Source organism: Bradyrhizobium sediminis, assembly GCF_018736105.1.
Lineage (GTDB): Bacteria > Pseudomonadota > Alphaproteobacteria > Rhizobiales > Xanthobacteraceae > Bradyrhizobium.
Window position 1 is genome coordinate 2,865,507 of sequence record NZ_CP076135.1, and the last position, 23,610, is coordinate 2,889,116.

Annotated in this window: 24 protein-coding genes; 12 read left to right on the plus strand and 12 right to left on the minus strand. The window is 64.2% G+C overall.

The genetic code is table 11. From position 1 onward, the window contains the following. Positions 1-4 precede the first annotated feature (4 nt). The gene (gene hflX / locus KMZ68_RS13635; protein ID WP_215611826.1) at positions 5-1,381 is read left to right on the plus strand and encodes a GTPase HflX; all 1,377 of its coding nucleotides are present in this window, start codon (positions 5-7) and stop codon (positions 1,379-1,381) included. A gap of 42 nt (positions 1,382-1,423) precedes the next feature. Here hflX and mazG read toward each other — a convergent pair whose 3' ends face one another. Then, positions 1,424-2,239 carry a nucleoside triphosphate pyrophosphohydrolase gene (mazG, locus tag KMZ68_RS13640; protein ID WP_215611827.1) on the minus strand — a complete coding sequence of 272 codons (816 nt, stop codon included), beginning with the start codon at positions 2,237-2,239 and terminating at the stop codon, positions 1,424-1,426. Between the two features lie 132 nt (positions 2,240-2,371). On the opposite strand from mazG, the gene queC reads away from it, so the two are divergent. Beyond that, positions 2,372-3,088, plus strand: a complete 717-nt coding sequence (gene queC, locus KMZ68_RS13645) for a 7-cyano-7-deazaguanine synthase QueC (protein ID WP_215611828.1) — start codon at positions 2,372-2,374, stop codon at positions 3,086-3,088. On the opposite strand, the gene KMZ68_RS13650 is transcribed toward queC, so the two are convergent. From KMZ68_RS13650 to nthA, 3 genes are read right to left on the minus strand one after another with little or no spacing between them, the layout of a single operon-like run. Then, positions 3,085-3,471: a nitrile hydratase accessory protein gene (locus KMZ68_RS13650; protein ID WP_215611829.1), complete on the minus strand. Its 387-nt coding sequence runs from the start codon at positions 3,469-3,471 to the stop codon at positions 3,085-3,087. The genes queC and KMZ68_RS13650 overlap by 4 nt on opposite strands. Next, complete coding sequence (nthB, locus tag KMZ68_RS13655; protein ID WP_215611830.1) at positions 3,471-4,127, minus strand: nitrile hydratase subunit beta; 657 nt, start codon at positions 4,125-4,127, stop codon at positions 3,471-3,473. The genes KMZ68_RS13650 and nthB overlap by 1 nt, the downstream gene beginning before the upstream one ends. After that, on the minus strand, positions 4,127-4,762 hold the full coding sequence (nthA, locus tag KMZ68_RS13660) for a nitrile hydratase subunit alpha (RefSeq protein ID WP_215611831.1): 636 nt from the start codon (positions 4,760-4,762) through the stop codon (positions 4,127-4,129). Before nthA ends, nthB begins: the two co-directional genes overlap by 1 nt. A gap of 62 nt (positions 4,763-4,824) precedes the next feature. On the opposite strand from nthA, the gene KMZ68_RS13665 reads away from it, so the two are divergent. The 5 genes from KMZ68_RS13665 (at position 4,825) to KMZ68_RS13685 (ending at position 11,545) form a co-directional block, all read left to right on the plus strand. After that, on the plus strand, positions 4,825-5,586 hold the full coding sequence (locus tag KMZ68_RS13665) for a hypothetical protein (RefSeq protein ID WP_215611832.1): 762 nt from the start codon (positions 4,825-4,827) through the stop codon (positions 5,584-5,586). Between the two features lie 39 nt (positions 5,587-5,625). Beyond that, entirely contained in the window at positions 5,626-6,432 is an 807-nt protein-coding gene (locus tag KMZ68_RS13670) for an enoyl-CoA hydratase/isomerase family protein (RefSeq protein WP_215611833.1), read from the plus strand. Between the two features lie 504 nt (positions 6,433-6,936). Continuing rightward, positions 6,937-7,956, plus strand: a complete 1,020-nt coding sequence (locus KMZ68_RS13675; protein WP_215611834.1) for a TRAP transporter substrate-binding protein — start codon at positions 6,937-6,939, stop codon at positions 7,954-7,956. A gap of 8 nt (positions 7,957-7,964) precedes the next feature. Then, positions 7,965-9,866 carry a TRAP transporter large permease gene (locus KMZ68_RS13680; protein ID WP_215611835.1) on the plus strand — a complete coding sequence of 634 codons (1,902 nt, stop codon included), beginning with the start codon at positions 7,965-7,967 and terminating at the stop codon, positions 9,864-9,866. Between the two features lie 29 nt (positions 9,867-9,895). Further along, positions 9,896-11,545: an acyl-CoA synthetase gene (locus KMZ68_RS13685; protein WP_215611836.1), complete on the plus strand. Its 1,650-nt coding sequence runs from the start codon at positions 9,896-9,898 to the stop codon at positions 11,543-11,545. Between the two features lie 57 nt (positions 11,546-11,602). On the opposite strand, the gene KMZ68_RS13690 is transcribed toward KMZ68_RS13685, so the two are convergent. Together KMZ68_RS13690 and KMZ68_RS13695 are read right to left on the minus strand one after the other, a co-directional pair. Continuing rightward, the gene (locus KMZ68_RS13690; RefSeq protein ID WP_215611837.1) at positions 11,603-11,842 is read right to left on the minus strand and encodes a helix-turn-helix domain-containing protein; all 240 of its coding nucleotides are present in this window, start codon (positions 11,840-11,842) and stop codon (positions 11,603-11,605) included. An 8-nt stretch (positions 11,843-11,850) separates the two neighbouring features. Continuing rightward, entirely contained in the window at positions 11,851-12,396 is a 546-nt protein-coding gene (locus KMZ68_RS13695; RefSeq protein ID WP_215611838.1) for a DUF2975 domain-containing protein, read from the minus strand. Between the two features lie 77 nt (positions 12,397-12,473). Between KMZ68_RS13695 and KMZ68_RS13700 the strand changes: the two genes are divergently transcribed. The 5 genes from KMZ68_RS13700 (at position 12,474) to KMZ68_RS13720 (ending at position 16,933) form a co-directional block, all read left to right on the plus strand. Continuing rightward, the gene (locus KMZ68_RS13700) at positions 12,474-13,058 is read left to right on the plus strand and encodes a hypothetical protein (protein WP_215611839.1); all 585 of its coding nucleotides are present in this window, start codon (positions 12,474-12,476) and stop codon (positions 13,056-13,058) included. An 84-nt stretch (positions 13,059-13,142) separates the two neighbouring features. Then, the gene (locus KMZ68_RS13705; RefSeq protein ID WP_249779357.1) at positions 13,143-13,784 is read left to right on the plus strand and encodes a LysE family translocator; all 642 of its coding nucleotides are present in this window, start codon (positions 13,143-13,145) and stop codon (positions 13,782-13,784) included. 290 nt (positions 13,785-14,074) lie between these two features. Further along, entirely contained in the window at positions 14,075-14,620 is a 546-nt protein-coding gene (locus tag KMZ68_RS13710; protein ID WP_215611840.1) for a TRAP transporter small permease, read from the plus strand. Position 14,621: 1 nt separating this feature from the next. Then, complete coding sequence (locus KMZ68_RS13715; RefSeq protein WP_215611841.1) at positions 14,622-15,929, plus strand: TRAP transporter large permease; 1,308 nt, start codon at positions 14,622-14,624, stop codon at positions 15,927-15,929. Between the two features lie 41 nt (positions 15,930-15,970). Continuing rightward, positions 15,971-16,933 carry a TRAP transporter substrate-binding protein gene (locus tag KMZ68_RS13720; RefSeq protein WP_249779638.1) on the plus strand — a complete coding sequence of 321 codons (963 nt, stop codon included), beginning with the start codon at positions 15,971-15,973 and terminating at the stop codon, positions 16,931-16,933. Positions 16,934-16,991: 58 nt separating this feature from the next. Here the strand turns inward: KMZ68_RS13720 and KMZ68_RS13725 are convergent, their stop codons facing one another. Genes KMZ68_RS13725 through KMZ68_RS13750 form a run of 6 tightly spaced genes read right to left on the minus strand, consistent with a single transcriptional unit; the run spans position 16,992 to position 23,603 of the window. After that, a complete protein-coding gene (locus KMZ68_RS13725) occupies positions 16,992-17,798 on the minus strand; it encodes an MBL fold metallo-hydrolase (RefSeq protein ID WP_215611842.1) in 807 nt (268 codons plus the stop codon). Beyond that, entirely contained in the window at positions 17,795-18,586 is a 792-nt protein-coding gene (locus KMZ68_RS13730) for a TatD family hydrolase (RefSeq protein ID WP_215611843.1), read from the minus strand. Before KMZ68_RS13730 ends, KMZ68_RS13725 begins: the two co-directional genes overlap by 4 nt. A gap of 14 nt (positions 18,587-18,600) precedes the next feature. Beyond that, positions 18,601-20,532, minus strand: coding sequence for a methionine--tRNA ligase (gene metG, locus KMZ68_RS13735; protein ID WP_215611844.1), 1,932 nt, complete (start codon positions 20,530-20,532; stop codon positions 18,601-18,603). A 58-nt stretch (positions 20,533-20,590) separates the two neighbouring features. Further along, positions 20,591-21,637, minus strand: coding sequence for a DNA polymerase III subunit delta' (locus KMZ68_RS13740; RefSeq protein WP_215611845.1), 1,047 nt, complete (start codon positions 21,635-21,637; stop codon positions 20,591-20,593). After that, positions 21,634-22,326: a dTMP kinase gene (gene tmk, locus KMZ68_RS13745; protein WP_215611846.1), complete on the minus strand. Its 693-nt coding sequence runs from the start codon at positions 22,324-22,326 to the stop codon at positions 21,634-21,636. Before tmk ends, KMZ68_RS13740 begins: the two co-directional genes overlap by 4 nt. 2 nt (positions 22,327-22,328) lie before the next feature. After that, positions 22,329-23,603, minus strand: a complete 1,275-nt coding sequence (locus tag KMZ68_RS13750) for a D-alanyl-D-alanine carboxypeptidase family protein (protein WP_215611847.1) — start codon at positions 23,601-23,603, stop codon at positions 22,329-22,331. Positions 23,604-23,610: the final 7 nt, after the last annotated feature.

Below are 23,610 nucleotides of genomic sequence, written 5' to 3' on the forward strand. Positions count from 1 at the left end.
CTGATTGGAACCCCGAAATCCTGAAGGGGGCGCCGACCGTCCGCGGTCGGCAGGGGGCAAAGAATCGGGGCGGGTGATCGTCATCGGCCCTTATTTGCGTATGCGCCGCGGTGACCCCGAGGCGCAAACGGATGATCATGTCATACGCGGCTCCGAAGCGCGGCTGGAGGAGGCCGTTGGACTCGCGCGCGCCATCGACCTCACGATCGCGGATGCGCTGATCGCGCCGATCAGCCAGATCAGGCCCGCGACCTATCTCGGCAAGGGTAAGGTCGAGGAGATCGTCGGACTTATCACCGGCCACGAGATCGAACTCGTGGTGATGGATTGCGCGCTGTCGCCGATCCAGCAGCGCAATCTCGAGAAGGCCTGGAACACCAAGGTGCTCGACCGCACCGGCCTGATTCTCGAAATCTTCGGCCGCCGCGCCAAGACCAAGGAAGGCGCGCTGCAGGTCGAGCTGGCGCATCTGAACTATCAGCGCAGCCGCCTGGTACGGTCGTGGACCCATTTGGAACGCCAGCGCGGCGGCTTCGGCTTCATGGGCGGGCCCGGCGAGACGCAGATCGAAGCGGACCGCCGCCTGATCGGCGACCGCATTTCCCGGCTCGAGAATGAACTGAAGAAGGTCCAGGCGACCCGCCGGCTGCATCGCGAGGGCCGCAAGCGGGTGCCATACCGCGTGGTGGCGCTGGTCGGCTACACCAATGCCGGCAAGTCGACGCTGTTCAACCGCCTGACCCGCGCCGAGGTGCAGGCGGCCGACATGCTGTTTGCGACGCTCGATCCGACCCTGCGCGCGCTCAGCCTGCCGCATGGCGGCAAGGCGATGCTGTCGGATACCGTTGGCTTCATCTCCAATTTGCCGACCCAATTGGTGGCGGCGTTTCGGGCCACGCTGGAGGAAGTGCTGGAAGCCGACGTCATTCTCCACGTCCGCGACATCTCGCATGAAGACGCCGAAGCGCAGCAGCGCGACGTCGATACCGTGCTGCGCCAGCTCGGGATCGATCCCGACGCCGGCCGCATCCTCGAGGTCTGGAACAAGATCGATCGCTTCGATCCCGAGATGCGCGAGAACCTGACCAATATCGCCGCCCGCCGCCCGCCGGAGCGGCCGTGCTTCCTGGTCTCCGCCGAAACCGGCGAGGGGGTCGATGCGCTGCTGGCCGCGATCGAGGACCGGCTGGCGGCGACGCGGATGACGCTGGATCTGTCGATCGACGCCGCCGACGGCGCCGGCATCAGCTGGCTGCACCGCAACTCGGAAGTGCTCAACAAGGAGCTTCACGACGGGCGCTACGACATGACCGTTCGCGTCGACGAGACCAAGCGCGACATCGTCGTCAACCGTTTCGACGCGGTGCCGCATCCATTGTGAGTAACGATTTGTTGTTGGTGCGAAAGCAGGGACGACGGAAATCTATTCTTGGCCCTTCGCCTCGTCCCACAGCGCGTCCATCTCCGTGAGCGAGGCGTCCTGCAGCGAACGCCCCTGCGCCGCCAGCGTGCGCTCGATATAGCCGAAGCGGCGTTCGAACTTGGCGTTGGTGCCGCGTAGCGCCAGGTCCGGATCGGCGCCGACATGGCGCGCCAGGTTGACCAGCGCGAACAGGAGATCGCCGGTTTCTTCCGCGAGTTCTTGCGCGTCGCCGCGATCGAGCGCGGCCTCGATCTCGTCGGCTTCCTCGCGAATCTTGCGCAGGACTTCGCGGGGATCGTTCCAGTCGAAGCCGACGCTGGAGGCCTTGCGCTGCAATTCCATCGCGCGCGTCAAGGCCGGCAGTCCCGCCTTGACACCCGACAGCAGCGATTGGTGCGAGGCTTCCTCGTCCGGCCGCCGCGCCGCGCGTTCGGCGCGCTCCTCGGCCTTGATGCGCTCCCAGGCGCTCGTGACGCCAGGTGGCGTCAGCCGGCCGTCACTGTCGGCGAAGACGTGCGGATGCCGCCGGATCATCTTGCGGGTGACCGCCTCGACCACGTCGCCGAACGCGAACGCATCCTGCTCCTCGGCCATCCGGGCATGATAGACCACCTGCAGCAGGAGATCGCCAAGTTCGTCCCTGAGATCGTCGAGATCGCCGCGCGCAATGGCGTCGGCCACCTCATAGGCTTCCTCGATGGTGTAGGGCGCGATGGTCGCAAAATCCTGCTCGAGGTCCCATGGACAACCACTGCCGGGCGTGCGCAGCGCCGCCATGATCTCGAGCAGGCGTGAAATATCGCGGGAAGGGGTCATGGCGCTACCGAAGGCCTGAGGGAGGATCAGGCTTTATGCCGCATGAGGCGTGTCGATCCCAGCGAAACGAGCCGGCCAGGCGGCACTTTCCACCGATTGGCCTGGGCGGCGATGAGTGCTATGGGGCAGCCCATGAGCGACCAATTTCAATCCGAAACCGCGCTGGTGCTGTTTTCCGGCGGACAGGATTCCGCCACCTGTCTCGCCTGGGCGCTGCAGCGCTTTGCGCGCGTCGAAATGCTCGGCTTTGATTACGGGCAGCGCCATGCCATCGAACTCGAATGCCGCGCCCGTCTGCTCGACGGCATGAAATCGCTGCGCGCGGATTGGGCGGCCAAGCTCGGCGAGAGCCATACGCTGGCCATTCCGACGCTCGCTGAAATCTCCGACACCGCGCTGACCCGCGATGTCGCGATCGCGATGGGGGCGGACGGCCTGCCCAACACCTTCGTGCCCGGCCGCAATCTGGTGTTCCTGACCTTCGCCGCCGCGCTCGCCTACCGGCGCGGCATCACCCATATCATTGGCGGCATGTGCGAGACCGACTATTCCGGCTATCCGGACTGCCGCGACGAGACCATCAAGGCGCTGCAGAAAGCCCTCAGCCTCGGCATGGCAAGGGGCTTCGAACTGCACACGCCGCTGATGTGGCTGGACAAGGCCTCGACCTGGAAGCTGGCGCATGATCTGGGCGGGGCAGGGCTGGTCGACCTGATCCGCGAGCATTCCCACACCTGCTATCTCGGCGAACGCGGCGCGCGGCACGACTGGGGTTACGGCTGCGGCGAATGCCCGGCCTGCGCGCTGCGCGCCAAGGGTTGGCGCGAATATGCGGCGCGGACCGCCTAGCTCGCAAAATCTTCCGGCTGCAAGACGATCGGCGAGCCATGCGGCGTGCGGTCAGCGGCGTGGTCCCAGGCGTCGCGGTAGCGATGCAGGGTCTCTGGTGTCGTTACCCCCTTTTCGGCGATCAGCCGTTCCAGTGTCGCCAGCCAGTGCCGGTAATAGGTCTCGCCGGTATCGGCATCGCCGGCCGCCTGGGCGCGCTTGATTTCATCGGCCAGCGTTGCCGCCCATTCGGGCCAGGTGAACAGGCCGCGGGCATGCAGCGCCACCGCCATCGCGAAGGCCTGTGCCTCCCAGGGTTCGCGAAACACCGGCCCATCGGCATCGCGGGGAATGCCGGGGACGGCGCTGGTCGCATGTTGCGCGGCTTGCGGATCGAGCGGCATCAGGCGGTCTCCAGATAGGATTCCCAGGCGTCGACCGACGTCTTTACCGAGGCATCGCCGTCAGGGCCCCACAATTCGCGGCCGTCGAAGGTCACGGTGTAGAGCCATTGCGGATTCTCTTCGCCCAGCGAGTTGCTGTCCGGAAATACGTGAACTCCATGCAGCATCTCGATGGTGCCGACATGCCCGCGCACATAGCGCGGCAGCCGCGTATGCGTCGGCGGATGGATCATCCTGGTGCGGACGCGATCGCCGACGGCGAAGCGAGCAGGGCCCTTCGCCTCGCGCTCGGTCGGCCCGCCCCGGTGCAGCATGGCCGCGACGCCGTCGCGCGACAGTGTCCGCGCCACCGGTTTGGCCGGATGCAGCGGCTTGCCGGCCTCGATCTCGTCGGCCGCGATCAGTCCGCGTTCCAGCATCAGTTGTTCGAGGCCTGCGAGCCAGATCTGGTAATAGCTCTTGCTCAGATAATCCTCGGGCGGACGGTTCTCGCGGGCAAAGCGTGACATGTCGATGTTCCAGCCGCCGGGCATCGCCATCGCCAGCGTGATCGCGAAGGCGCGCCGCTCCCATTCAGCGTGAAACACCGGCTCGTTCGGCTCAGGTCGCACCGGACCGGACCATGCGACGCCGCCCATATCGTGCGCGCCATCCATCAGGCGACCTCGTGCGGCTGTTTCGGCAAACCGGTGCCGATCATGCTGTCGCGGGTGACGAGGTCCGCCAGCCGTTCCTCGCTCCAGCCCTCGGTGCCGGCGGGACGCATCGGCAGCACCAGATAGCGGATTTCCGCGGTCGAATCCCAGACCCGGATATCGGTGCCTTCGGGCAATTCAAAACCGAAATCCGCCAGCACGCCACGCGGGTCCTTCACCGCCTTCGAGCGATAGGGCGCGGATTTGTACCAGACCGGCGGCAGCCCGAGCACCGGCCATGGGTAGCAGGAGCACAGCGTGCACACGACCATGTTGTGAAGGCGCGGGGTATTTTCGACCGCCATGAGGTGCTCGCCCTGGCGTCCGGCATAGCCGAGTTCCGCAATCGCCGGCGTAGCGTCCTTGAGCAGGCGGGCGCGAAAGGCTGGATCGGACCAGGCCCGCGCTACCACGCGGGCGCCGTTACGCGGCCCGACCTTGGTCTCGTAGGTCTCGATCAAGAGATCGAGCGCGGCCGGATCGACATAGCCCTTTTCGGTCAGGATGGTCTCGAGCGCGCGTACCCGCAGCTGGGTCTCGGACAATTCCGAATGGTCGTGATCGTGATGATGGTGGTCGTGGTCATGGCTGGTCATACCGGGAAGATACGCAAGATTATGGGTATGTCGAGGCCGAGGGACTCTGCTAGCGTTCGCTCATGGGGCAAGGGGCAGGACGCATAGCCTTCACGGGCCTGGCGGTGATCGCGGCGCTGCTGCCATCGGATGGCGCCCGGGCGGCCAACGGCGCCTATGCGGTCGATGCCGCCGACATTGGCGAAACCGGCTCCTGCAAGGTCGAGAGCTGGTTGTCCACGGCCACCAACACCGATTTTTCCGCCGTGGCCAATCCATCCTGCGTGGTGAATGTCTTGCGGCCGGTGGAATTCAGCATGCAGACAATCAGGTCACGCAGCGACGGCGAGTGGAGCACGACGCTTGCGCCGAAGGCCAAGACCAACATCGTTCCCACCGGTATCGGACGATGGGGAGTTTCGGTCTATGCCGGCGGGTCGTTCGACGCGATGACCGGGGAAAACCTCACCGCATTCGCGGTGGTGCCGGCGACGTTCCGGCTGTCCGAAGCCATGCGGATCAACCTCAATGGCGGCTGGCTATGGGATCGCAGCGTCGACCGGCACTACCTGACCTATGGCCTGGGGTTCGATTGGAAATTCACCGACACCTTGCAGTGGACGATCGAGGCGTTCGGCCAGGCCGGGGCATCGGATACCCCGAGCGTCATCCGCCCCCGGTTTCAAACCGGAATCCGCTACCGGCCGAACGAGATATTCTCGCTCGATGTCATCTTCGGCCACAACATTTCAGGCGAAACCGCCAACTGGATCACCATTGGCACCACCATCCGTTTTCCTGTACCGCAGGGCAGACCCGCGCGTGAGCGTTCGGGACACCTGTGAGCCATCGTTGCAGGCAATAGCGGGCAGGGAGGCGTCGAGTTGGTGGATTTTGTGAGTATCGAAAAGGGCCTCGGGCCCGACGGGCGCATCGCCGTGGTGCGTTTCGACCGCGGCGACGGCATCAACGCGCTGTCGCCGGAAGCGCTGCGCCAGCTCACCGACGCCGCGCGCAGTTTCGAGGACGACGGCGAAACCTCGGTCGTGGTGCTGACCGGCGGGGCCAAGGCCTTCAGCGCCGGCTTCGACCTCAAGGACCCCGAAGGCCGCGCGCGCCGGGCCATGGATCTCGGCGCGCTGCGCCGGCACTTGAAGCTCGGGCCGCGGCTGACCCGCGCCTGGCAGGAGATGGAGCAGATCACGATCGGCGCCATCGAAGGCTTTTGCGTCGGCGGCGGCGTCGCGCTGGCGGTGGCGCTGGACTTTCGTGTCATGGCCAGCGACGGCCACATGCGGGTGCCCGAGATCGGCCTCGGCATGAACATGAGCTGGCAGAGCGTGCCGCGCATGCTGCATCTGATCGGACCGGCCCGCACCAAACAGGCGGTGATCCTGGCCGATCAGCGCATCTCGGCGGCGGAGGCCTATGAGTGGGGCCTGGTGGAGGAGGTGGCCGATCCCGGCAAGGCCTTCGACGCCGCCATGGCGCTCGCCGCCAAGGTTGCGGCACAGCCGCCGCTGTCGGTCGCCATGACCAAGCTGACCGTCAATCGCCTGGCGCATGCGCTCGACGATCTTGCCAGCCACATGGACGTCGACCAGTTCGCGCTGGCGAGCCTGACCGAGGACCACAAGGAGGGCGTCGAAGCCTTTCTCGGCCGGCGCAAGCCGCGGTTCAGGGGGCGCTAAAGACACTAACGATCTTGCGTGCCGGACCCGGCATAATCGGTCCTTCGGCGGTGCGCCGCAGGGCCTGGACAAAAATTGCGAAAACAACCCCATGCAAAGTAGAGCCGGACCCCGGCTCGCAGCATGCGCCAGCTCACGGATCGGTCGCATCAGTGGACGGCAGTGGGGTGCAGACTGATGGGCGGGCCCGGCTGTGCTCGGTTGACGCCCTCGTATCCAAGATTCGCATAAGGTATATTATGGAATATATTTATCCATCGTGAGATCAATTAGTTAGATAAAAATCGCGACAAATCAGCTTAGCAACAAGCGCTGCTTCCGTGCGCTACGGCCCAACCCGAAGCCGCCGACATACCCATGTCCAGCGTTACGCAGGTCTGCTCGAACCCGATATTGCCGCGGCCAACGGACACTGCAATAAGCGCTGCCGCGGCACGGCAGATGACCCGGCAGCATCGGTTCCGCGAAATGGTCTCGCGCAAGAACAACAAGGGAGAAAACCTGATGAGCTTTTCACGACGCACGCTACTCAAGGCATCCGCCGCATCGGCGGTTCTGGGCGGTATCGGCGCGCCATTGGTGGCGCGTGCCCAGGCGGCCGAATTCACCTACAAATACGCCAACAATCTTCCCGACGCGCATCCCATGAACATGCGCGCCAAGGAGATGGCGGCGGCGATCAAGGCCGAGACCAACGGCCGGTTCGACCTGCAGATATTCCCGAACAACCAGCTCGGTTCCGACACCGACATGCTGAGCCAGATCCGTTCCGGCGGCGTCGAATTCTTCACGCTGTCGGGCCTGATCCTGGCGACGCTGGTTCCGGCGGCGTCGATCAACGGCATCGGCTTCGCATTCCCGGATTACGACACGGTCTGGAAGGCCATGGACGGCGATCTCGGTGCCTATATCCGTGGCGAGATCACCAAGGCCAATCTGGTCGTGATGGACAAGATCTGGGACAACGGGTTCCGCCAGACCACGTCGTCGAGCAAGCCGATCAACGGGCCCGAGGATTTCAAGGGCTTCAAGATCCGCGTGCCGGTTTCGCCGTTGTGGACCTCGATGTTCAAGGCGCTGGACGCCTCCCCCGCCTCGATCAATTTCAGCGAGGTCTATTCCGCGCTGCAGACCAAGATCGTCGAGGGCCAGGAAAATCCGCTGGCCATCATCTCGACCGCCAAGCTCTACGAGGTGCAGAAGTTCTGCTCGCTGACCAACCACATGTGGGACGGCTTCTGGTTCCTGGCCAACCGCCGCGCCTGGGAAAAGCTGCCGCAGGACGTCCGCGCCGTCGTCGCCAGGAATATCAATGCGGCCGGCGTCAAGGAGCGCGTCGACGTCGCCAAGCTGAATGCCGGATTGCAGCAGGAACTGGCCGGCAAGGGCCTGACCTTCAATCAGCCCAATGTGGCGCCGTTCCGCGAGAAACTGCGCGCAGCCGGCTTCTATGCCGAATGGAAGGGCAAGTACGGCGAGCAGGCGTGGGATTTGCTGGAGAAATCCGTCGGCAAGCTGTCGTAAAGACCGTCATGGTTCAGGCCGAAGGCTCAATCGCGGCGGCCGGCGAGGAGGGTGTCGAGCCCCCTCGCCGCCGTTCGCTTGCGGGCTCGCTGGAAGCGTTCCTGGGAATGCTGGTGGAGATTCCGGCTGCACTTCTGGTCGTCGCCGAAATCGTCATCCTGTTCGCCGGGGTGGTGGCGCGTTACGGCCTGCACCGGCCCTTGATCTGGTCGGACGAACTGGCGTCGATCCTGTTCCTGTGGCTGGCGATGCTGGGCGCGGCGGTGGCGTTCCGCCGGGCCGAGCACATGCGGATGACGGCGGTGGTCGCCGGCGCGAGGCCCGCGGTACGTGCCTTTCTCGATCTGGTCGCGACGGCGGCGGCGCTGGCTTTCCTGCTGCTGATCGCCTGGCCCGCTTACGAGTATGCTTACGAGGAAAGTTTCATCACCACACCGGCACTGCAAATCGCCAACATCTGGCGGGCGGCGGCGCTGCCGGTCGGCATCGGCCTGATGGCGCTGTTTGCTTTGCTGCGGCTGGCACGGACCGGCGATGTCCGGACAGTGCTGGGCGCGGTGCTGTCGGTCGCTTTGCTGATGGCGGTGCTCTGGCTGGCGGAGCCGTGGCTGCGGCCGCTCGGTAATATCAACCTGATCATCTTCTTTGTCGGGGTGGCCGGGTTCTGCGTCTTCGCCGGGGTGCCGATCGCCTTCGGGTTTGGACTGGCGACCTACGGCTATCTGGCGCTGACCACGAATACGCCGCTGATGGTGCTGGTCGGCCGCATGGACGAGGGCATGAGCCACCTCATCCTGTTGTCGGTGCCGCTGTTCGTTTTCCTGGGGCTGCTGATCGAGATGACCGGCATGGCGCGCGCCATGGTGGCGTTCCTGGCCAGTCTGTTGGGCCATGTCCGCGGTGGCCTGCATTACGTGCTGGTCGGCGCCATGTATCTGGTATCGGGCATCTCGGGATCGAAAGCCGCCGACATGGCCGCCGTGGCGCCGGTGCTGTTTCCCGAGATGAAAGCGCGCGGGGCCAAGCCGGGCGATCTCGTCGCCCTGCTCGCGGCCACCGGCGCGCAGACCGAAACCATTCCGCCAAGCCTCGTCCTGATCACCATCGGTTCGGTGACCGGCGTCTCGATCGCAGCACTGTTCACCGGCGGATTGCTGCCTGGCGTGGTGCTGGCGATCACGCTGTCGGCGCTGGTGTGGTGGCGCTACCGCGACGAAGACCTCAGTCATGTCAGGAAGGCCGATGGCGGGCAGATCGCCAGATCCTTTGCCGTTGCCCTGCCCGCGCTGGCGCTGCCGTTCGTGATCCGCTACGCCGTGGTCGAAGGCATTGCCACCGCCACCGAGGTCTCCACGATCGGCATCGTCTATGCCTTCCTCGTCGGTTTCCTGATCTATGGCCTCTTGATCTACCGCAGCTTCGACTGGCGGCGCATCCTGCCGATGCTGATCGAGACGGCCTGCCTGTCGGGGGCAATCCTGCTGATCATCGGGACTGCGACCGGCATGGCCTGGGGCCTGACCCAGTCCGGCTTCTCGCGCTCGCTCGCCGCCGCCATGACCGGCCTGCCCGGCGGCTCCGCGAGCTTCATCGCGGTATCGATCGTGGCTTTCACCATTCTGGGCAGCGTGCTGGAGGGGATTCCGGCAATCGTGCTGTTCGGTCCCCTGCTGTTTCCGATCGCCCGGGCCGTTGGCGTTCACGAGGTCCATTATGCGATGATCGTCATCCTGGCGATGGGCATCGGACTGTTCGCGCCGCCGTTCGGAGTAGGCTATTATGCCGCCTGCGCCATCGGGCGCGTCGATCCTGCCGAGGGGATCAGGCCGATCTGGGGCTATCTGCTGGCCCTGATGGTGGGACTGATCGTCGTGGCGATATTCCCATGGATCTCGATCGGGTTCTTGTAACGATAATCTCGCGAAGTGGATGAACGCCCATGAGCGCTGCGCAGAATCAATACAGTATCGGTCTGGACAAGACGCCCGCCAACTACGTGGCGCTGACGCCGTTGAGCTTCCTGGCGCGCACTGCCGCGGTCTATCCCGATCACCTCAGCGCGGTCTACGAGGGCCGCAGCTTCACCTGGTCGCAGACCTATGCACGCTGCCGCCGCTTCGCGTCCTACCTTGCCGGCCGGGGCATCGGCCGCGGCGACACCGTGGCGGCGATGCTGCCGAACATCCCCGCGATGAACGAGCTGCATTTTGCCGTGCCGATGGCGGGCGCGGTGCTGAACGCACTCAACATCCGGCTCGATGCCCCTTCGATCGCCTTCCAGCTCGATCACGGCGGCGCCAGGATCATCCTGGTCGACCCGGAATTTGCAGGCGTCATCAGCGAGGCGCTCACCCTGATGAAAGGCCCGAAACCCTTCGTCATCGACGTCGACGATGCCTCGTTCGCCGGCGGAAAACGGATCGGCGAACTGGAATACGAGGACGCGGTGGCGCAAGGCGATGAAAGCTTCGCCGCACAGCTGCCGGAAGATGAGTGGGACGCCATTGCGCTCAGCTACACCTCGGGCACCACAGGCAATCCCAAGGGCGTCGTGACCCATCACCGCGGCGCCTACCTTAATGCCGTCAGCAACATCCTTGCAGGCCAACTCGGCCAGCATCCGGTCTATCTCTGGACCCTGCCGATGTTCCACTGCAACGGCTGGTGTTTTCCCTGGACGGTGGCCGCGGCCGCCGGCGTCAACGTCTGCCTGCGCAAGGTCGATCCCTCGAAGATCTTCGAGCTGATCCCGAAGCACGGCGTCAGCCACATGTGCGGCGCGCCGATCGTCTACAACACCCTGATCAACGCACCGGATGCGCCGAAGGGCGGCAAGGCGCGTCCCGTGGTCGGACTGATCGCGGGCGCAGCGCCCCCGGTCGCGGTGCTGGAAGGCGCCGAAAGCATCGGCATCAAGCTGACCCATGTCTATGGCCTGACCGAAGTCTATGGCCCGGCGTCGGTCTGCGCCGAGCAGCCGGGCTGGGACGACCTGCCCGCTGATCAGCGTGCGCAGCTGAAGCGGCGGCAGGGCGTGCCCTACCCGCTGCAGGAAGCCGTCACCGTGCTCGATCCCGAAACCATGCAGCCTGTGCCGCGCGATGGCGAGACCATCGGCGAAGTGATGTTCCGCGGCAACATCGTGATGAAGGGCTATCTGAAGAACGAGAAGGCCACCCAGGAGGCCTTCGCCGGCGGCTGGTTCCACACCGGCGACCTCGGCGTGCTCGACCAGCACGGCTATGTCATCATCAAGGATCGCTCCAAGGACATCATCATCTCCGGCGGCGAGAACATCTCTTCCGTCGAGGTCGAGGACATCCTCTACAAGCACCCCGCCGTGCTGTTCGCCGCCGTGGTGGCGAAGCCGGATTCAAAATGGGGCGAAGTGCCCTGCGCCTTCGTCGAACTGAAGGAAAACGCGCGCGCGACCGAAGCCGAGATCATCGCGTTCTGCCGCAGTCACATGTCCGGCTTCAAGACGCCCAAGGCCGTGGTGTTCGGGCCGATCCCCAAGACATCCACCGGCAAGATCCAGAAGTTCATGCTGCGCAACCAGGTGGACTCGGCGAAGGCGATTTCGGCCTGATCCACTTTCGTCATTCCGGGTTCACGCTTCACGTGCCCCGGAATGACGGTTCTGGCTTTACGCCCGCGCCCGAACCGGCGCGGTGCCGGCCACCTCGTCGCGATATTCGAGGATGTCGCCGGGCTGGCAGTCGAGCGTCTCGCAGATCAGCGCCAGCGTGTCGAAGCGTACGCCCTTCACCTTGCCACTCTTCAACAGCGAGACGTTCTGCTCGGTGATGCCGATGCGCTCGGCGAGCTCCTTGGAGCGCATCTTGCGCCGTGCCAGCATGACGTCGAGATTGACGACGATCGGCATGGCGCGGCTCACACGAAGGAGGCGTGTTCGTCGGCGATCCGTGTCGCCTCTACCATGACCCAGGCGACCGCGAGCAGCACGCCACCGACGATCAGGGCAAGATAGTCGTTCACCGACAGCGAAATCCCGAGTTGGCGGCTGCCCGGCGGATTGCTGAGCGTGAACGCAAGCAACAGTGCGGTCGAGGAGATCGGACCGAGGATCGCCTGCGCCAGCACGCATGCAGCGAAATCGCGCAGCCGCCGTGCGCTGTTCAGCGTGAACACGCGACCGGCAGCGAAATCCGCAAACAGCGCCCGCACCTGCCATAGCCCGAACAGCATCACGCCGACGGGAACGGCTGATATGACGGCGCCGGCGGCAAGGCGCCCCGGCGTCAGTGCGAGGTCGCGGCCGGCCTCGCCCAGCCGCGCCAGCAGCAGATTGCGCGTCCATTCCGGCACCAGAAACACCAGGCACATCGCAACCGCGATCAGCACGATGCCGAGTGTGGTGACGATCACCATGGCGTTGGAGAAGCGACGCAAGCGGTCCGAATGGGCGAAAGCGGTCATGGTCGTATCCTGCTATTGACGCGAGATATAATTATCGTAATACGATAAATTATTATCGTCAAGATGGTTGATTCCACATGCCTCCCAAACTCCTGCTGCACGTTTTCCTGCGCGCCTGCGTCACGATCGGACTCGCCGGCTGCGGCCATATGCCGGTGACGTCAATGGTGAAGCTCGCGCGGGTCGATTTCGAGACCTCGGATCCTGCGCAACTGCGTGCCGCGATCAAATTGCCGCCGGGCTTGCGGCCGAGGCCGAATGGCGTGTTGCTCCGCATCGCCGTGCGGGTCGGACGCGCGCCGGAGGAGGCGCGCGATTTTATGTTGCGGGAAATTCCCGCGCCGCCCGAGCTGACGCGCGAAGCCGGCAGCAACGTCCACGTCTTTGCCTACCGCATCGACGAGACTGACCTCACCCGCCTCGCCACGTTTCGTGCTGAACTGATCGCGAAAAAGAACAGCGGCCAGGGCGGCTCGATTTCGATCTCGGTACAGCCGCAGGCCTGCCAGGCAGGAGAACTGCCCAACGGCCCCGTCTATTTCACCACATACCTGCGAACGGCTGAGACTGGCGACTATGTCACGCTGGCGCGCGATGTCGATCTGCGCACGATCATGCGGGACCGCGCCATCGTGGACGAAATTCCGCGCTGCGCGCCATGATCAGACGCGCCGCCCGGCCGGCGGGCGGTACTGTGGCGCTTCGGCGCGAAGGCAATATCGGCGTGACGGAGTGATTGCGCACCGGTGGTGCCTTCGACCCTGATTCAGATCAATGCTGTCGCGCTCTGGCGCTTCCATGGTCTATTTATGGAACCCATAGCATTCGTCGCCGCCAGCGTAGCGCTCCTTGCAACACCAGGGCCGACAAACACCCTGCTTGCCACATCCGGTGCCGCCATCGGCGTTCGCCGGTCGATCCCCCTGCTTGCCGCCGAGCTATGCGGCTACATGACTGCGATAACGCTGCTTCGGGTCCTGGTCGGGCCGGTTGTCGCCGCGATCCCGGCGTTCGAAATTCTCCTGCGCACAGCCGTGGTGTTGTACCTGCTCTATCTTTCGGCCAAGCTTTGGCTGCACGGAGCGGCCGAGATTAGTGGGTCCAGCCCCGTTACGATTTCGCGTGTCTTCGTGACCACACTCCTGAATCCCAAAGCGATCATCTTTGCGTTTACGCTTCTCCCGCAGGGGATCGACCTTCTGCCGCTTTGTCCGTGGCTTGCCGCGCTGGCGGTTCAGATAGTTGCGATCGGTAGCGCCTGGATCGCTACCGGCGCTTGGTTGAGGCGCGGCTTACGTGGAGTGATTCCTCCCAGTATCGGTTACCGGGCGAGCGCCATCGCTCTCATACTGCTCGCCGGGATCGTCAGCGCGCACGCGTTCAAATGAACTGGCCGGCGCCTCGGCGGCGGTCCGGGCGTCACCGATCCGGCGGCGGGCCCGGTCGCAATTGAATCAACCGTCGGCTCGCGACAGGCCTGACGCGGGAGTTGCAGGATTTTCCTCCCTTGCCTTGACGGTCCCGAGCAAAACCTGTCCCTTCTACCGGACTGATTTCAGGTAGCCCGTTTTCGGCGCGGCCGGGATCGACAGGCCCTTTCCGGAAGGGGGACCGTTACCGGAAGTGGTACGTCTATTGCTTCCGGGCAATATGCGTGTGTGAGGGGGAAAGACACATTATGATCCGCCTGTTTCTCGATCGAATCTACCTTTTCTCCGGCTATCTCGCCGGAGTCTTCCTCATTGCGATTTTTGTGCTGATGATGTTGCTTTCGGCCGGCCGGCCGCTCGGCATCAATATTCCGGCGGGCGACGATTTCATCTCCTGGTGCATGGCGGCAACGGCTTTCCTCGGGCTCGCGCATACGTTCAAGCACGGCGAGATGATCCGGGTCGGTCTTCTGATCGACCGCCTCAACGACAACGTCCGCCATTATGTAGAGATCGCAGCACTCCTCGTCGGCACCGGCTTCATCGGCTTTTTCGCCTGGCATGCCGCGATCATGACCTGGCAGTCGTGGAAATTCTCCGACATTTCGCAAGGCGTCATCGCGGTGCCGCTGTGGATTCCGCAGCTCGGCTACAGCAGCGGCCTCGTGATTCTCTTCATCGCTTTTGTGGATGAGCTGGTCCATGTCCTGCGCGGCTTCGCCCCGCGCTACGAATTGCCAAAACCAGAGAGTGCCGAGGAAATCGTCGAGCGCGCCATACAGAGCGGGGTCTGACATGGAGCTGCTCTCCATCGCCGCGATTCTGCTGGGATTTCTTGCGCTGCTGCTTGGCGCCGGCGTCTGGATCGCCGTCGCCTTGATGGCGACGGGATGGGCCGGCATGCAATTCGCCGCCGGCGGCATTCCGGCGGGCAGCGTGCTTGCGACAACGGTGTGGGGCAACAGCGCTTCGTGGTCGCTGGCAGCCTTGCCGCTCTTCATCTGGATGGGCGAGATTCTCTTCCGCACGCGGTTATCGGAGGAAATGTTTCGCGGATTTGCGCCCTGGCTGAACTGGCTGCCGGGCCGGCTCATGCATGTCAATGTGCTCGCCTGTGGCGTGTTCGGTTCGGTCTCCGGATCGTCAGCCGCGACCTGCGCCACGGTTGCCAAGATCGCCCTGCCCGAACTGAAGAAGCGCGGCTATGACGAAGGCTTGAGCCTCGGCTCCCTGGCCGGTGCGGGCACGCTCGGCATTCTGATTCCGCCGTCGATCACCATGGTGGTCTACGCCGTCCAGGCCAACGTCTCCATCATTCAGGTCTTCCTCGCTGGATTTCTGCCGGGCTTGCTGGTGATGGCGCTTTATTCCGGCTACATCGCGGCCTGGTCGCTTGCCAATCCGAAGCGGACGCCGCCGGCCGATCCGCCCATGAGTCTCCGCAAGCGCATCGCGGAATCGCTCAATCTCATTCCCTGTCTGCTGCTGATCGCTTTCGTCTTTCTATCGTTGCTGATGGGCTGGGCGACGGCGACGGAATGCGCAGCCTGGGGCGTGCTGGGATCGCTCGCGATCGCCTGGTGGCAAGGCGCGCTGACCTGGTCGGCGTTCTGGGCGAGCGTCATGGGCGCAACGCGGGTCAATTGCATGATCCTGCTGATTCTGGCGGGCGCCTCCTACATGGGCACGTCGATGGCCTATACCGGCATCCCATCGGCGCTCGCGAACTGGGTGAACAGCCTCCAGCTCAGTCCCTATTCGCTGATCGCCGCCCTTACCGTCATGTACATCGTGCTCGGTACGGCACTCGACGGCATTTCCATGATCGTGCTAACTACCGCCATCGTCATTCCGATGGTGAAGCAGGCCGGCTTCGATCTCGTCTGGTTCGGTATTTTCCTGGTCCTGGTGGTGGAAATGGCTGAGGTCTCTCCTCCCGTCGGATTCAATCTGTTTGTCTTGCAGACCATGAGCGGCAAGGATTCCAACACGGTCGCCAAAGCGGCCCTGCCGTTCTTCTTTTTGCTCGTTCTGGCGGTTGCCATCATCACGGTGTTTCCTGATATCGTGATGGTGCTGCCGCGGATAGCGTTCCCTGGCTAGAGAGAGGTGTTGTCATGTTGAGGCTTGTTAAAACCTGCGCAATGGCTGCCTGCGTCGCGGCGCTTGCCGTCCCCGCACTTGTCGTTCCCGCGATGGCGCAGACAAAATGGAATCTTCCGGCGGCCTATCCGGCGGACAATCCGCATTCGGTGAATCTGATTGCGTTCGCCAAGGACGTTGCCGATGCCACCGGCGGCAAGCTGCAAATCACCGTGCATGCCGCGGCTTCGCTGTTCAAGGCACCGGAAATCAAGCGCGCGGTCGCAACCGGGCAGGCGCAGGCGGGCGAGGTTCTGATCTCTCTGCATGAGAACGAGGACCCGCTTTTCGGCGTCGATGTCATCCCGTTCGTGGCGACGAGCTATCCGGCGGCCAAGAAGCTGTGGCTGGCGTCGAAACCCGCGATCGAAAAGAAGCTCGCATCGCAGGGGCTGCTGCTGCTGTTTGCGGTGCCGTGGGGTCCGCAGGGCATTTATGCCAAGAAAGACCTCAACACCGTTGAGGACATGAAAGGCTTGAAGTGGCGCGCCTATAATGTCGGTACCTCGCGCATCGCCGAACTTGTCGGCGCGCAGCCTATCACCATCCAGGCGGCGGAATTGCCGCAGGCGCTGGCGACCGGCGTTGTGAACGCATTCATGACCTCAGGCTCGACCGGCTATGACAGCAAGGCCTGGGAAACCATGACGCATTTCTATGATACGCAGGCCTGGATTCCGAAGAACGTGACCTTCGTGAACAAGGCGGCTTTTGACGCGCTCGACAAGCCGACTCAGGATGCGGTCCTCAAGGCGGCTGTTGTCGCCGAAGAACGCGGCTGGAAGCTCGCGGAAGAAAAGGCGAAGTGGTATCTCGAACAGCTTCAGGCCAACAAGATGAAGGTGCTTCCGCCACCTCCGGCGCTGAAGGCTGGCCTCGAGAAGATCGGCGAGCAGTTGACGGCCGACTGGTCGAAAAAGGCCGGCTCCGATGGTGAAGCCGTGATCACCGCCTATAAGAAGTAGGACGATCTCTATCGCGCCCTGGATGTGGAGCCCTCTCTATTGAGAGCTCACATCCAGTCTAGCCCGGCTGCTCCACCGTCAGCCGCAACCCGTCATAGGCCGGGATCACGCCCTTGGGCAGGCTCTGCCGCAGCACTTCGTAATCCAGGTCGGAATGCATGTTGGTGATGACGGCCCGGCGCGGCTTGAAGCGATCGATCCAGGCCAGCGCGTCGTTGACGCTGAAATGGCTGGGGTGGCCGGCATAGCGCAGCCCGTCAATGATCCAGAGATCGAGATCCTTCAGGAACGGCCAGCTCTCGGCCGGAATGTCGCTGAGGTCGGGCGTATAGGCGGCGTCGCCGATCCGGTAGCCAAGCGCCTGGATATTGCCGTGCTGCAGGAGAAATGCCGAAAGCGTCACGGCACCGCCCCTCCCTTCGACGGTGCGGCTTTCGCCGGCCTCGATTCCATGCTGGTCGAGGATCGGCGGATACTCGCTGCCCGGCGGCGTCACGAAGCAGTAGGAAAACCGCAGCAGGACATGGTCGGCGGTCGACCGGTTGAGATAGACCGGAATGCGCCGGCGCTGGTGCATCACGACGGAACGCAGATCGTCGATGCCGTGGGTCTGGTCGGCGTGCTCATGGGTCAGGAACACCGCGTCGATATGATCGACATTGGCGTCGATCAGCTGCTCGCGCAGGTCGGGCGCGGTATCGATCACGATCCGGGTGATCCCGTCTTCCGATGCCCGCTCGGCCAGCAGCGAACAGCGACGGCGCCGGTTTTTCGGGTTGCCGGGATCGCAGGCGCCCCAGCCGAGCGCGGGACGCGGCACGCCGGCGGAAGAACCGCAGCCGAGCACTGTCAGGGTCAGCGTCATGCCGCAGCTTTCGTCGCCGGCACTTTGGAGAACAGGCGGAAGAAGTTTTCGGTGGTCTGGCGCGAGATCTCTTCGAACGAGACGCCGCGCGCTTCCGCCAGCACCTTGGCGACTTCGACCACGTAAGAAGGCTCGTTGCGCTTGCCGCGGAACTTTCCCGGCGCGAGATACGGCGCGTCGGTTTCCACCATGATGCGGTCGGCGGGAAGCTCGGCCGCGAGCTCGCGCAAGCTTTGCGATTTCTTGAAGGTCAGGATGCCCGTGAACGAAATCGAAAGCCCGAGCGAGATCGCCTTCATCGCCAGATCGCGCCCGCCGGTGTAGCAATGCAGCACGGCGCGAAACGGTCCCTTGGCCATTTCATCTTCGAGGATGCGGCCGCAGGCCTCGTCGGCCTCGCGGGTATGAATGACCAGCGGCAGGCCGGTCTCCCGCGCCGCGGCGATGTGGGCGCGAAAGCCGCGCTCTTGCGCTTCCGGCGAGCCGTTGTCGTAGAAATTATCCAGCCCCGCCTCGCCGAGCGCCACCACCTTCGGATGCCTGGTCAGTTCGATCAGTTCGGCGGCCGGAATGCCGTCTTCCTCGTCGGCGTGATGCGGATGGGTACCGACCGAGCAATAGACGTTCGGAAACCGCTCGGCGATCTCGAGCAATCCGGCAAGGCGCCTCACCCGCGTCGAGATGGTGACCATGCGCCCGATCCCGGCCGCTTCCGCGCGCGCGACGATGCCGTCGAGATCCTCGGCGAAATCGGGAAAATCGAGATGGCAGTGGCTATCGACGAGCATCGCAATCCAACCGTTCAGCCGGCGGTCGGTTCGACGTAACGCGGGAATACGCCCGTCGGCGCCGGCAGCTTGGTACCTGGCTTGATCCGCGTCGCGCCGCCGAGTGCGGCGAAGTTGCGCGCTTCCGCGGGCACCCCGAGACTGTCCAGCAGCTTCGCCGCCGATGCCGGCATCACCGGTTGCGCCAATATGGCGATCTGGCGGACCACTTCGGCGGTCACGTACAGCACCGTGCGCTGACGGGCCGGATCGGTTTTGGCCAGCGCCCAAGGCGCCTCGCCCGCGAAATAGCGATTGGCTTCCGCCACCACGGCCCAGACCGCATTGAGCGCCTGGTGGATCTGCTGGGTCGCCATCGCCGTGCGTGCCAGCGCAATCATGCCGTCGGCCTGCGCCAGGATCGCCTTGTCGTTGTCGGTGAAGGCGCCCGGCTCCGGCAGCACGCCGTCGAGCTGCTTTGATATCATCGACAGCGAGCGCTGCGCCAGATTGCCGAGATCGTTGGCGAGATCGGCATTGATGCGCGCGACGATCGCCTCGTGATTGTAGTTGCCGTCCTGCCCGAACGGCACCTCGCGCAGGAAGAAATAGCGCACTTGATCGACGCCGTATTGGTCGGCGAGATTGAAGGGGTCGACGACGTTGCCCAGCGACTTCGACATCTTCTCGCCGCGGCTGAACAGGAAGCCGTGGGCATAGACGCGCTTCTGCACCGGAATGCCCGCCGACATCAGGAACGCCGGCCAGTACACCGCGTGGAAACGGATGATGTCCTTGCCGATGATATGAACGTCGGCCGGCCAGTAGCGCCAGTTGGCATCGTTTTCATCCGGAAAGCCGACGCCGGTGATGTAATTGGTGAGCGCATCGACCCAGACATACATCACATGCTCGGGGTCGCCGGGAACCCTGACGCCCCAGTCGAACGTGGTTCGCGAAATCGACAGGTCCCGCAGTCCGCTTTTGACGAAGCTGATCACTTCGTTCTTGCGCGAGTCCGGCCCGATGAAATCCGGCTGCGTCTCGTACAGCTTGAGGAGCCTGTCCTGATAGGCGGACAGTCTGAAGAAATAGCTCTTCTCCTCGACCCATTCGACCGGCGTGCCCTGCGGCCCGCGCCGCACATCGTCCTCGCCGACGACGGTCTCGTCCTCGGCGTAATAGGCTTCGTCGCGCACCGAGTACCAGCCGGCATAGCTGTCGAGATAGATGTCGCCATTGGCCGCCATCCGCTTCCAGATCTCCTGGCTGGAGCGATGATGCTGTTCTTCCGTGGTGCGGATGAAGCGGTCGAACGAGACGTTGAGGCGCTCGTCCATGTCCTTGAACCGCTGCGCATTGCGGGTCGCAACCTCCATGGTCGGAAGTTCTTCGGCCTGCGCGGTCTGCACCATCTTCAGGCCGTGCTCGTCGGTGCCGGTGAGAAAGAACACGTCCTTGCCGTCGAGCCGCTGAAAACGCGCCAGCGCATCGGTCGCGATCGCCTCATAGGCGTGGCCGATATGCGGCACCCCGTTGGGATAGGCGATGGCGGTCGTGATGTAGAAGCTGTTCCTGCCGTTCGAAGCCGGCTTGATCGCGACCGGGGCGGCCTTCTTCTTCACCTTGCCGGCGGCGGGTTTCCTGGCAATCTCTTTGGCAACGGGCAGCTGCTTCGGCGTCGTAACGGTGTTTGATTTTGCCTTCCTGGCGGACTGCTTCGCCGACTTTTTGGCAGGCTTTTTCGCAGCCGGCTTTCGGGCTTTCTTTGCCGTTTTCTTCGTCGTTTTCTTCGTCGTCTTCTTGGCCGCTTTCTTCGCCGTTTTCCGGGCGGCCTTCCTGGCTTTCTTCACCGTGCCCCTGGCGCGCTTTTTCGCGGCCGCAGCCTTGGCGGCGCTGGCCCCGGAGGTCTTGCGAACCTTCTTCGTTTTTCGCTTGCTGGAAGTTTTCTTCTTAGGTGTCGCCACCACAATTTCCTTTTTGGCTCAAACCGGAATGCCGGGGGATGATAGTTGCCGGGAACGCTTATCGCGTTGCTTCCGCAAGCATCCCGAACACCGAGAAAACCAGCGGTTTTCGCTCGAGATTATAGGATTCGGTGTCGCGCGCGGCGCGGTTGATCTTTTCCCACACCTCCGCCAGCCGTGCAAGGCGGGGCAGGTTCGCATTGGCGTTGGCGTCATCGGCGCGCAGCCGCGCGCTGACCCAGCGATCGACGCTGTCGATGAACGCCGCCAGCGCCACCCGGTCGCTGCCGCCGAGCGCATCGCCGAGGGCATGGAGCTCGCGCGGATCGACCCGCGGCAGGGTCGCCAATAGCGCAGCGGTGCGCTGGTGGAGTTTCAGGGCGTCGCCGCCGAGCAGGGTCAGCGCGCGGGCGACGCTGCCCTCCGCAGCTTCCGCCGCCTCCGATAGCGCGGGATCGTCGATCGGGATATTGGCGGCCGCAGCGGCAGCACGGATGACGTCATCGGTCGAGAGCGGCCGCAGCGGCAATTTGCGGCAGCGCGACTGGATCGTCGGCAGCACGCGCGCGGGCGCATGACTGACGAGAAGGAACAGCGATTGCTGCGGCGGCTCCTCGAGAATTTTCAACAGCGCGTTGGCGGCGTTGGGATTAAGTTCATCGACGGTATCGACGATGCAGACCCGCCAGCCCTCCACCGCCGCGGTCGAGCCGAAAAACGAAATCGTTTCCCGGGTCTCGTCGACGGTGATCACCGTGCGCAACACGCCCCTGTCGTTGAGGCTGCGTTCGAGCGTGAGCAGGCTGCCATGGGCGCCGGCCGCGACTAGGCGCGCGACCGGATCCGACGGATCGATCTGAAGCGTCCCGGCGCGCTGCACCTCCGGGCCAAGCGGATTGCGATGAGCGAGCACGAACCGCGCCATCCGGTAGGCCAGCGTCGCCTTGCCGATACCCTGCGCGCCGCCGACCAGCCAGGCATGCGGAATGCGCCCGCTGCGATAGGCGTTCAGCAGCGCCATTTCGGCGTCGTGGTGGCCGAACAGCGCGGTGGTTTCGCGCGGATGAGGCACAGCGACCTCGGGCTCGACCTTGCGGGCGCTCATGCGAGATTGGCCATGCTGCCGGCATCGACCCTGAAGAAGCGGTCGCGCAAGGCCGCCCAGACGCTGGCGGCGACGGTCGCTGCGTCAGCGTTGGCATCGATCAGCACGCAGCGCTGCGGATCTTCGGCTGCGATCTGCCGGTAGGCCTCGCGCAAGTCCTGATGGAATTTGAGGTCTTCCGATTCGAACCGGTCCGGCGCGCCGGTGCCGCGCCGCATAGCTGCGCGTTTCATCCCGATCTCGACGGGCACATCGAGGATGATGGTCAAATCGGGCCTGAGGTCGCCGATGGTGACCCGCTGCATGGCGTTGAGGACCTCGGGAGCCACCTGCCCCAGCCTGCCCTGATAGACGCGCGTCGAATCCGAAAACCGGTCGCACAGCACCCATATCCCCTGCTTGAGGGCCGGCTCGATCACCGTGCGCACATGGTCGTCGCGCGCCGCGGCAAACAGCAGCGTTTCCGCTTCGGGACCGAGCAGCTTGCCCATGCCGGACAGGACCAGATGCCGGATGATTTCGGCACCGGGCGATCCGCCGGGCTCGCGCGTGACGAGGGTGCGCAGCTTGGCCGCGTTGAGACGTTCCGCGAGGGTCTTGATCTGGGTGGATTTTCCCGATCCTTCGCCGCCCTCGAAGGAGATGAATCGTCCGCGCCCGGAAGTTCGTTTGACCGCTGCCTCGGACATCGTCAGAGTTTCTCGGCGCCGGCGCGAAACATCCCGATCACGAGTTCGCTCGCGCCATCGATCGCCCGCCGCATCGTCGATCCCCTGGCGACCGGCTCGGCCGCATAGACCGGCGTTTCCATCGCGACGTTCGGACCGCGCCACACCTTGACGACCCCGACCCGCTGACCGGACTCGATCGGCGCGCGCACCGGCCCGCTGTAGACAATGCGCGCGATCAATTTTTCGCTGCCGTTCTTCGGCACCATCACCTTGATCGGTTCGGGGCTGGCGAGCTTGACCGAGCGGCTCTCGCCGCCGAACACCCTGGCGTAGCCGACCGGCTGCTCGGCCGCAAACAGCGTGCGCGCTTCGAAATTGCGGAATCCCCATTCCAGCATCTTCTTGGCTTCGGAAGCGCGGTCGTCGGGATCGTTGAGGCCGTTGACGACCACGATCAGCCGCATGCCGTTCTGCACCGCCGAGCCGACCATGCCGTAGCCGCCCTCCTTGGTGAAGCCGGTCTTCAGCCCGTCGGCGCCCTCGAGCGAGGTCAGAAGCGGATTGCGGTTCTGCTGCCGGATCTTGTTCCAGGTGTATTCGCGCTCACCGAACAGTTTGTAGAAATCGGGATAGGTCTGGATGATGTGGCGGGCGAGCCTGGCGAGTTCGCGCACCGTCATCTTGTTGGCGGGATCGGGCAGCCCGTTGGAATTGCCGAAGGTCGATTTCTCCAAACCGATCTCACGCGCGCGCTTGGTCATCATCTCCGCGGCGAAGATACGTTCATTGCCGGCCATGGCTTCCGCCAGCACCATGCAGGCATCGTTGCCGCTCTGGATGATGGCCCCGCGCAAGAGGTCGTCGACGGCAATCTTGCTGTGGATCGCCGCAAACATCGTCGACCCACCCGAGGGGGCGCCGCCCTTGCGCCAGGCATTTTCGCTGACGCGGTATTCGTCGGTGAGCTTGATCTCGCCCTTCTTGATGGCGTTGAAGACGACCTCGGCCGTCATCAGCTTCATCATGCTGGAGGGGGCCCGCAGCTCGTCGGCGTTCTTCTCGAACAGCACGCTGCCGCTGCTGGCTTCGATCAGGATCGCGGTCGGCGCGTCGCCGTCGAAGCCGCCCTCCACTTCCTTCTTGGCGCCCTGCACGCTGTTGTTGGCGGCGTAGACCACGCCGCTCCACCCCAGGGTGACTGCAATGGCGCCGGCGAACGCAGCCGCAATCAGGCGGCGCCACCAGCGTCCCGTCGAGGAGCCGGGCTTCCGGGAGGATGAGATTTCGACTGCCATCGGTAAT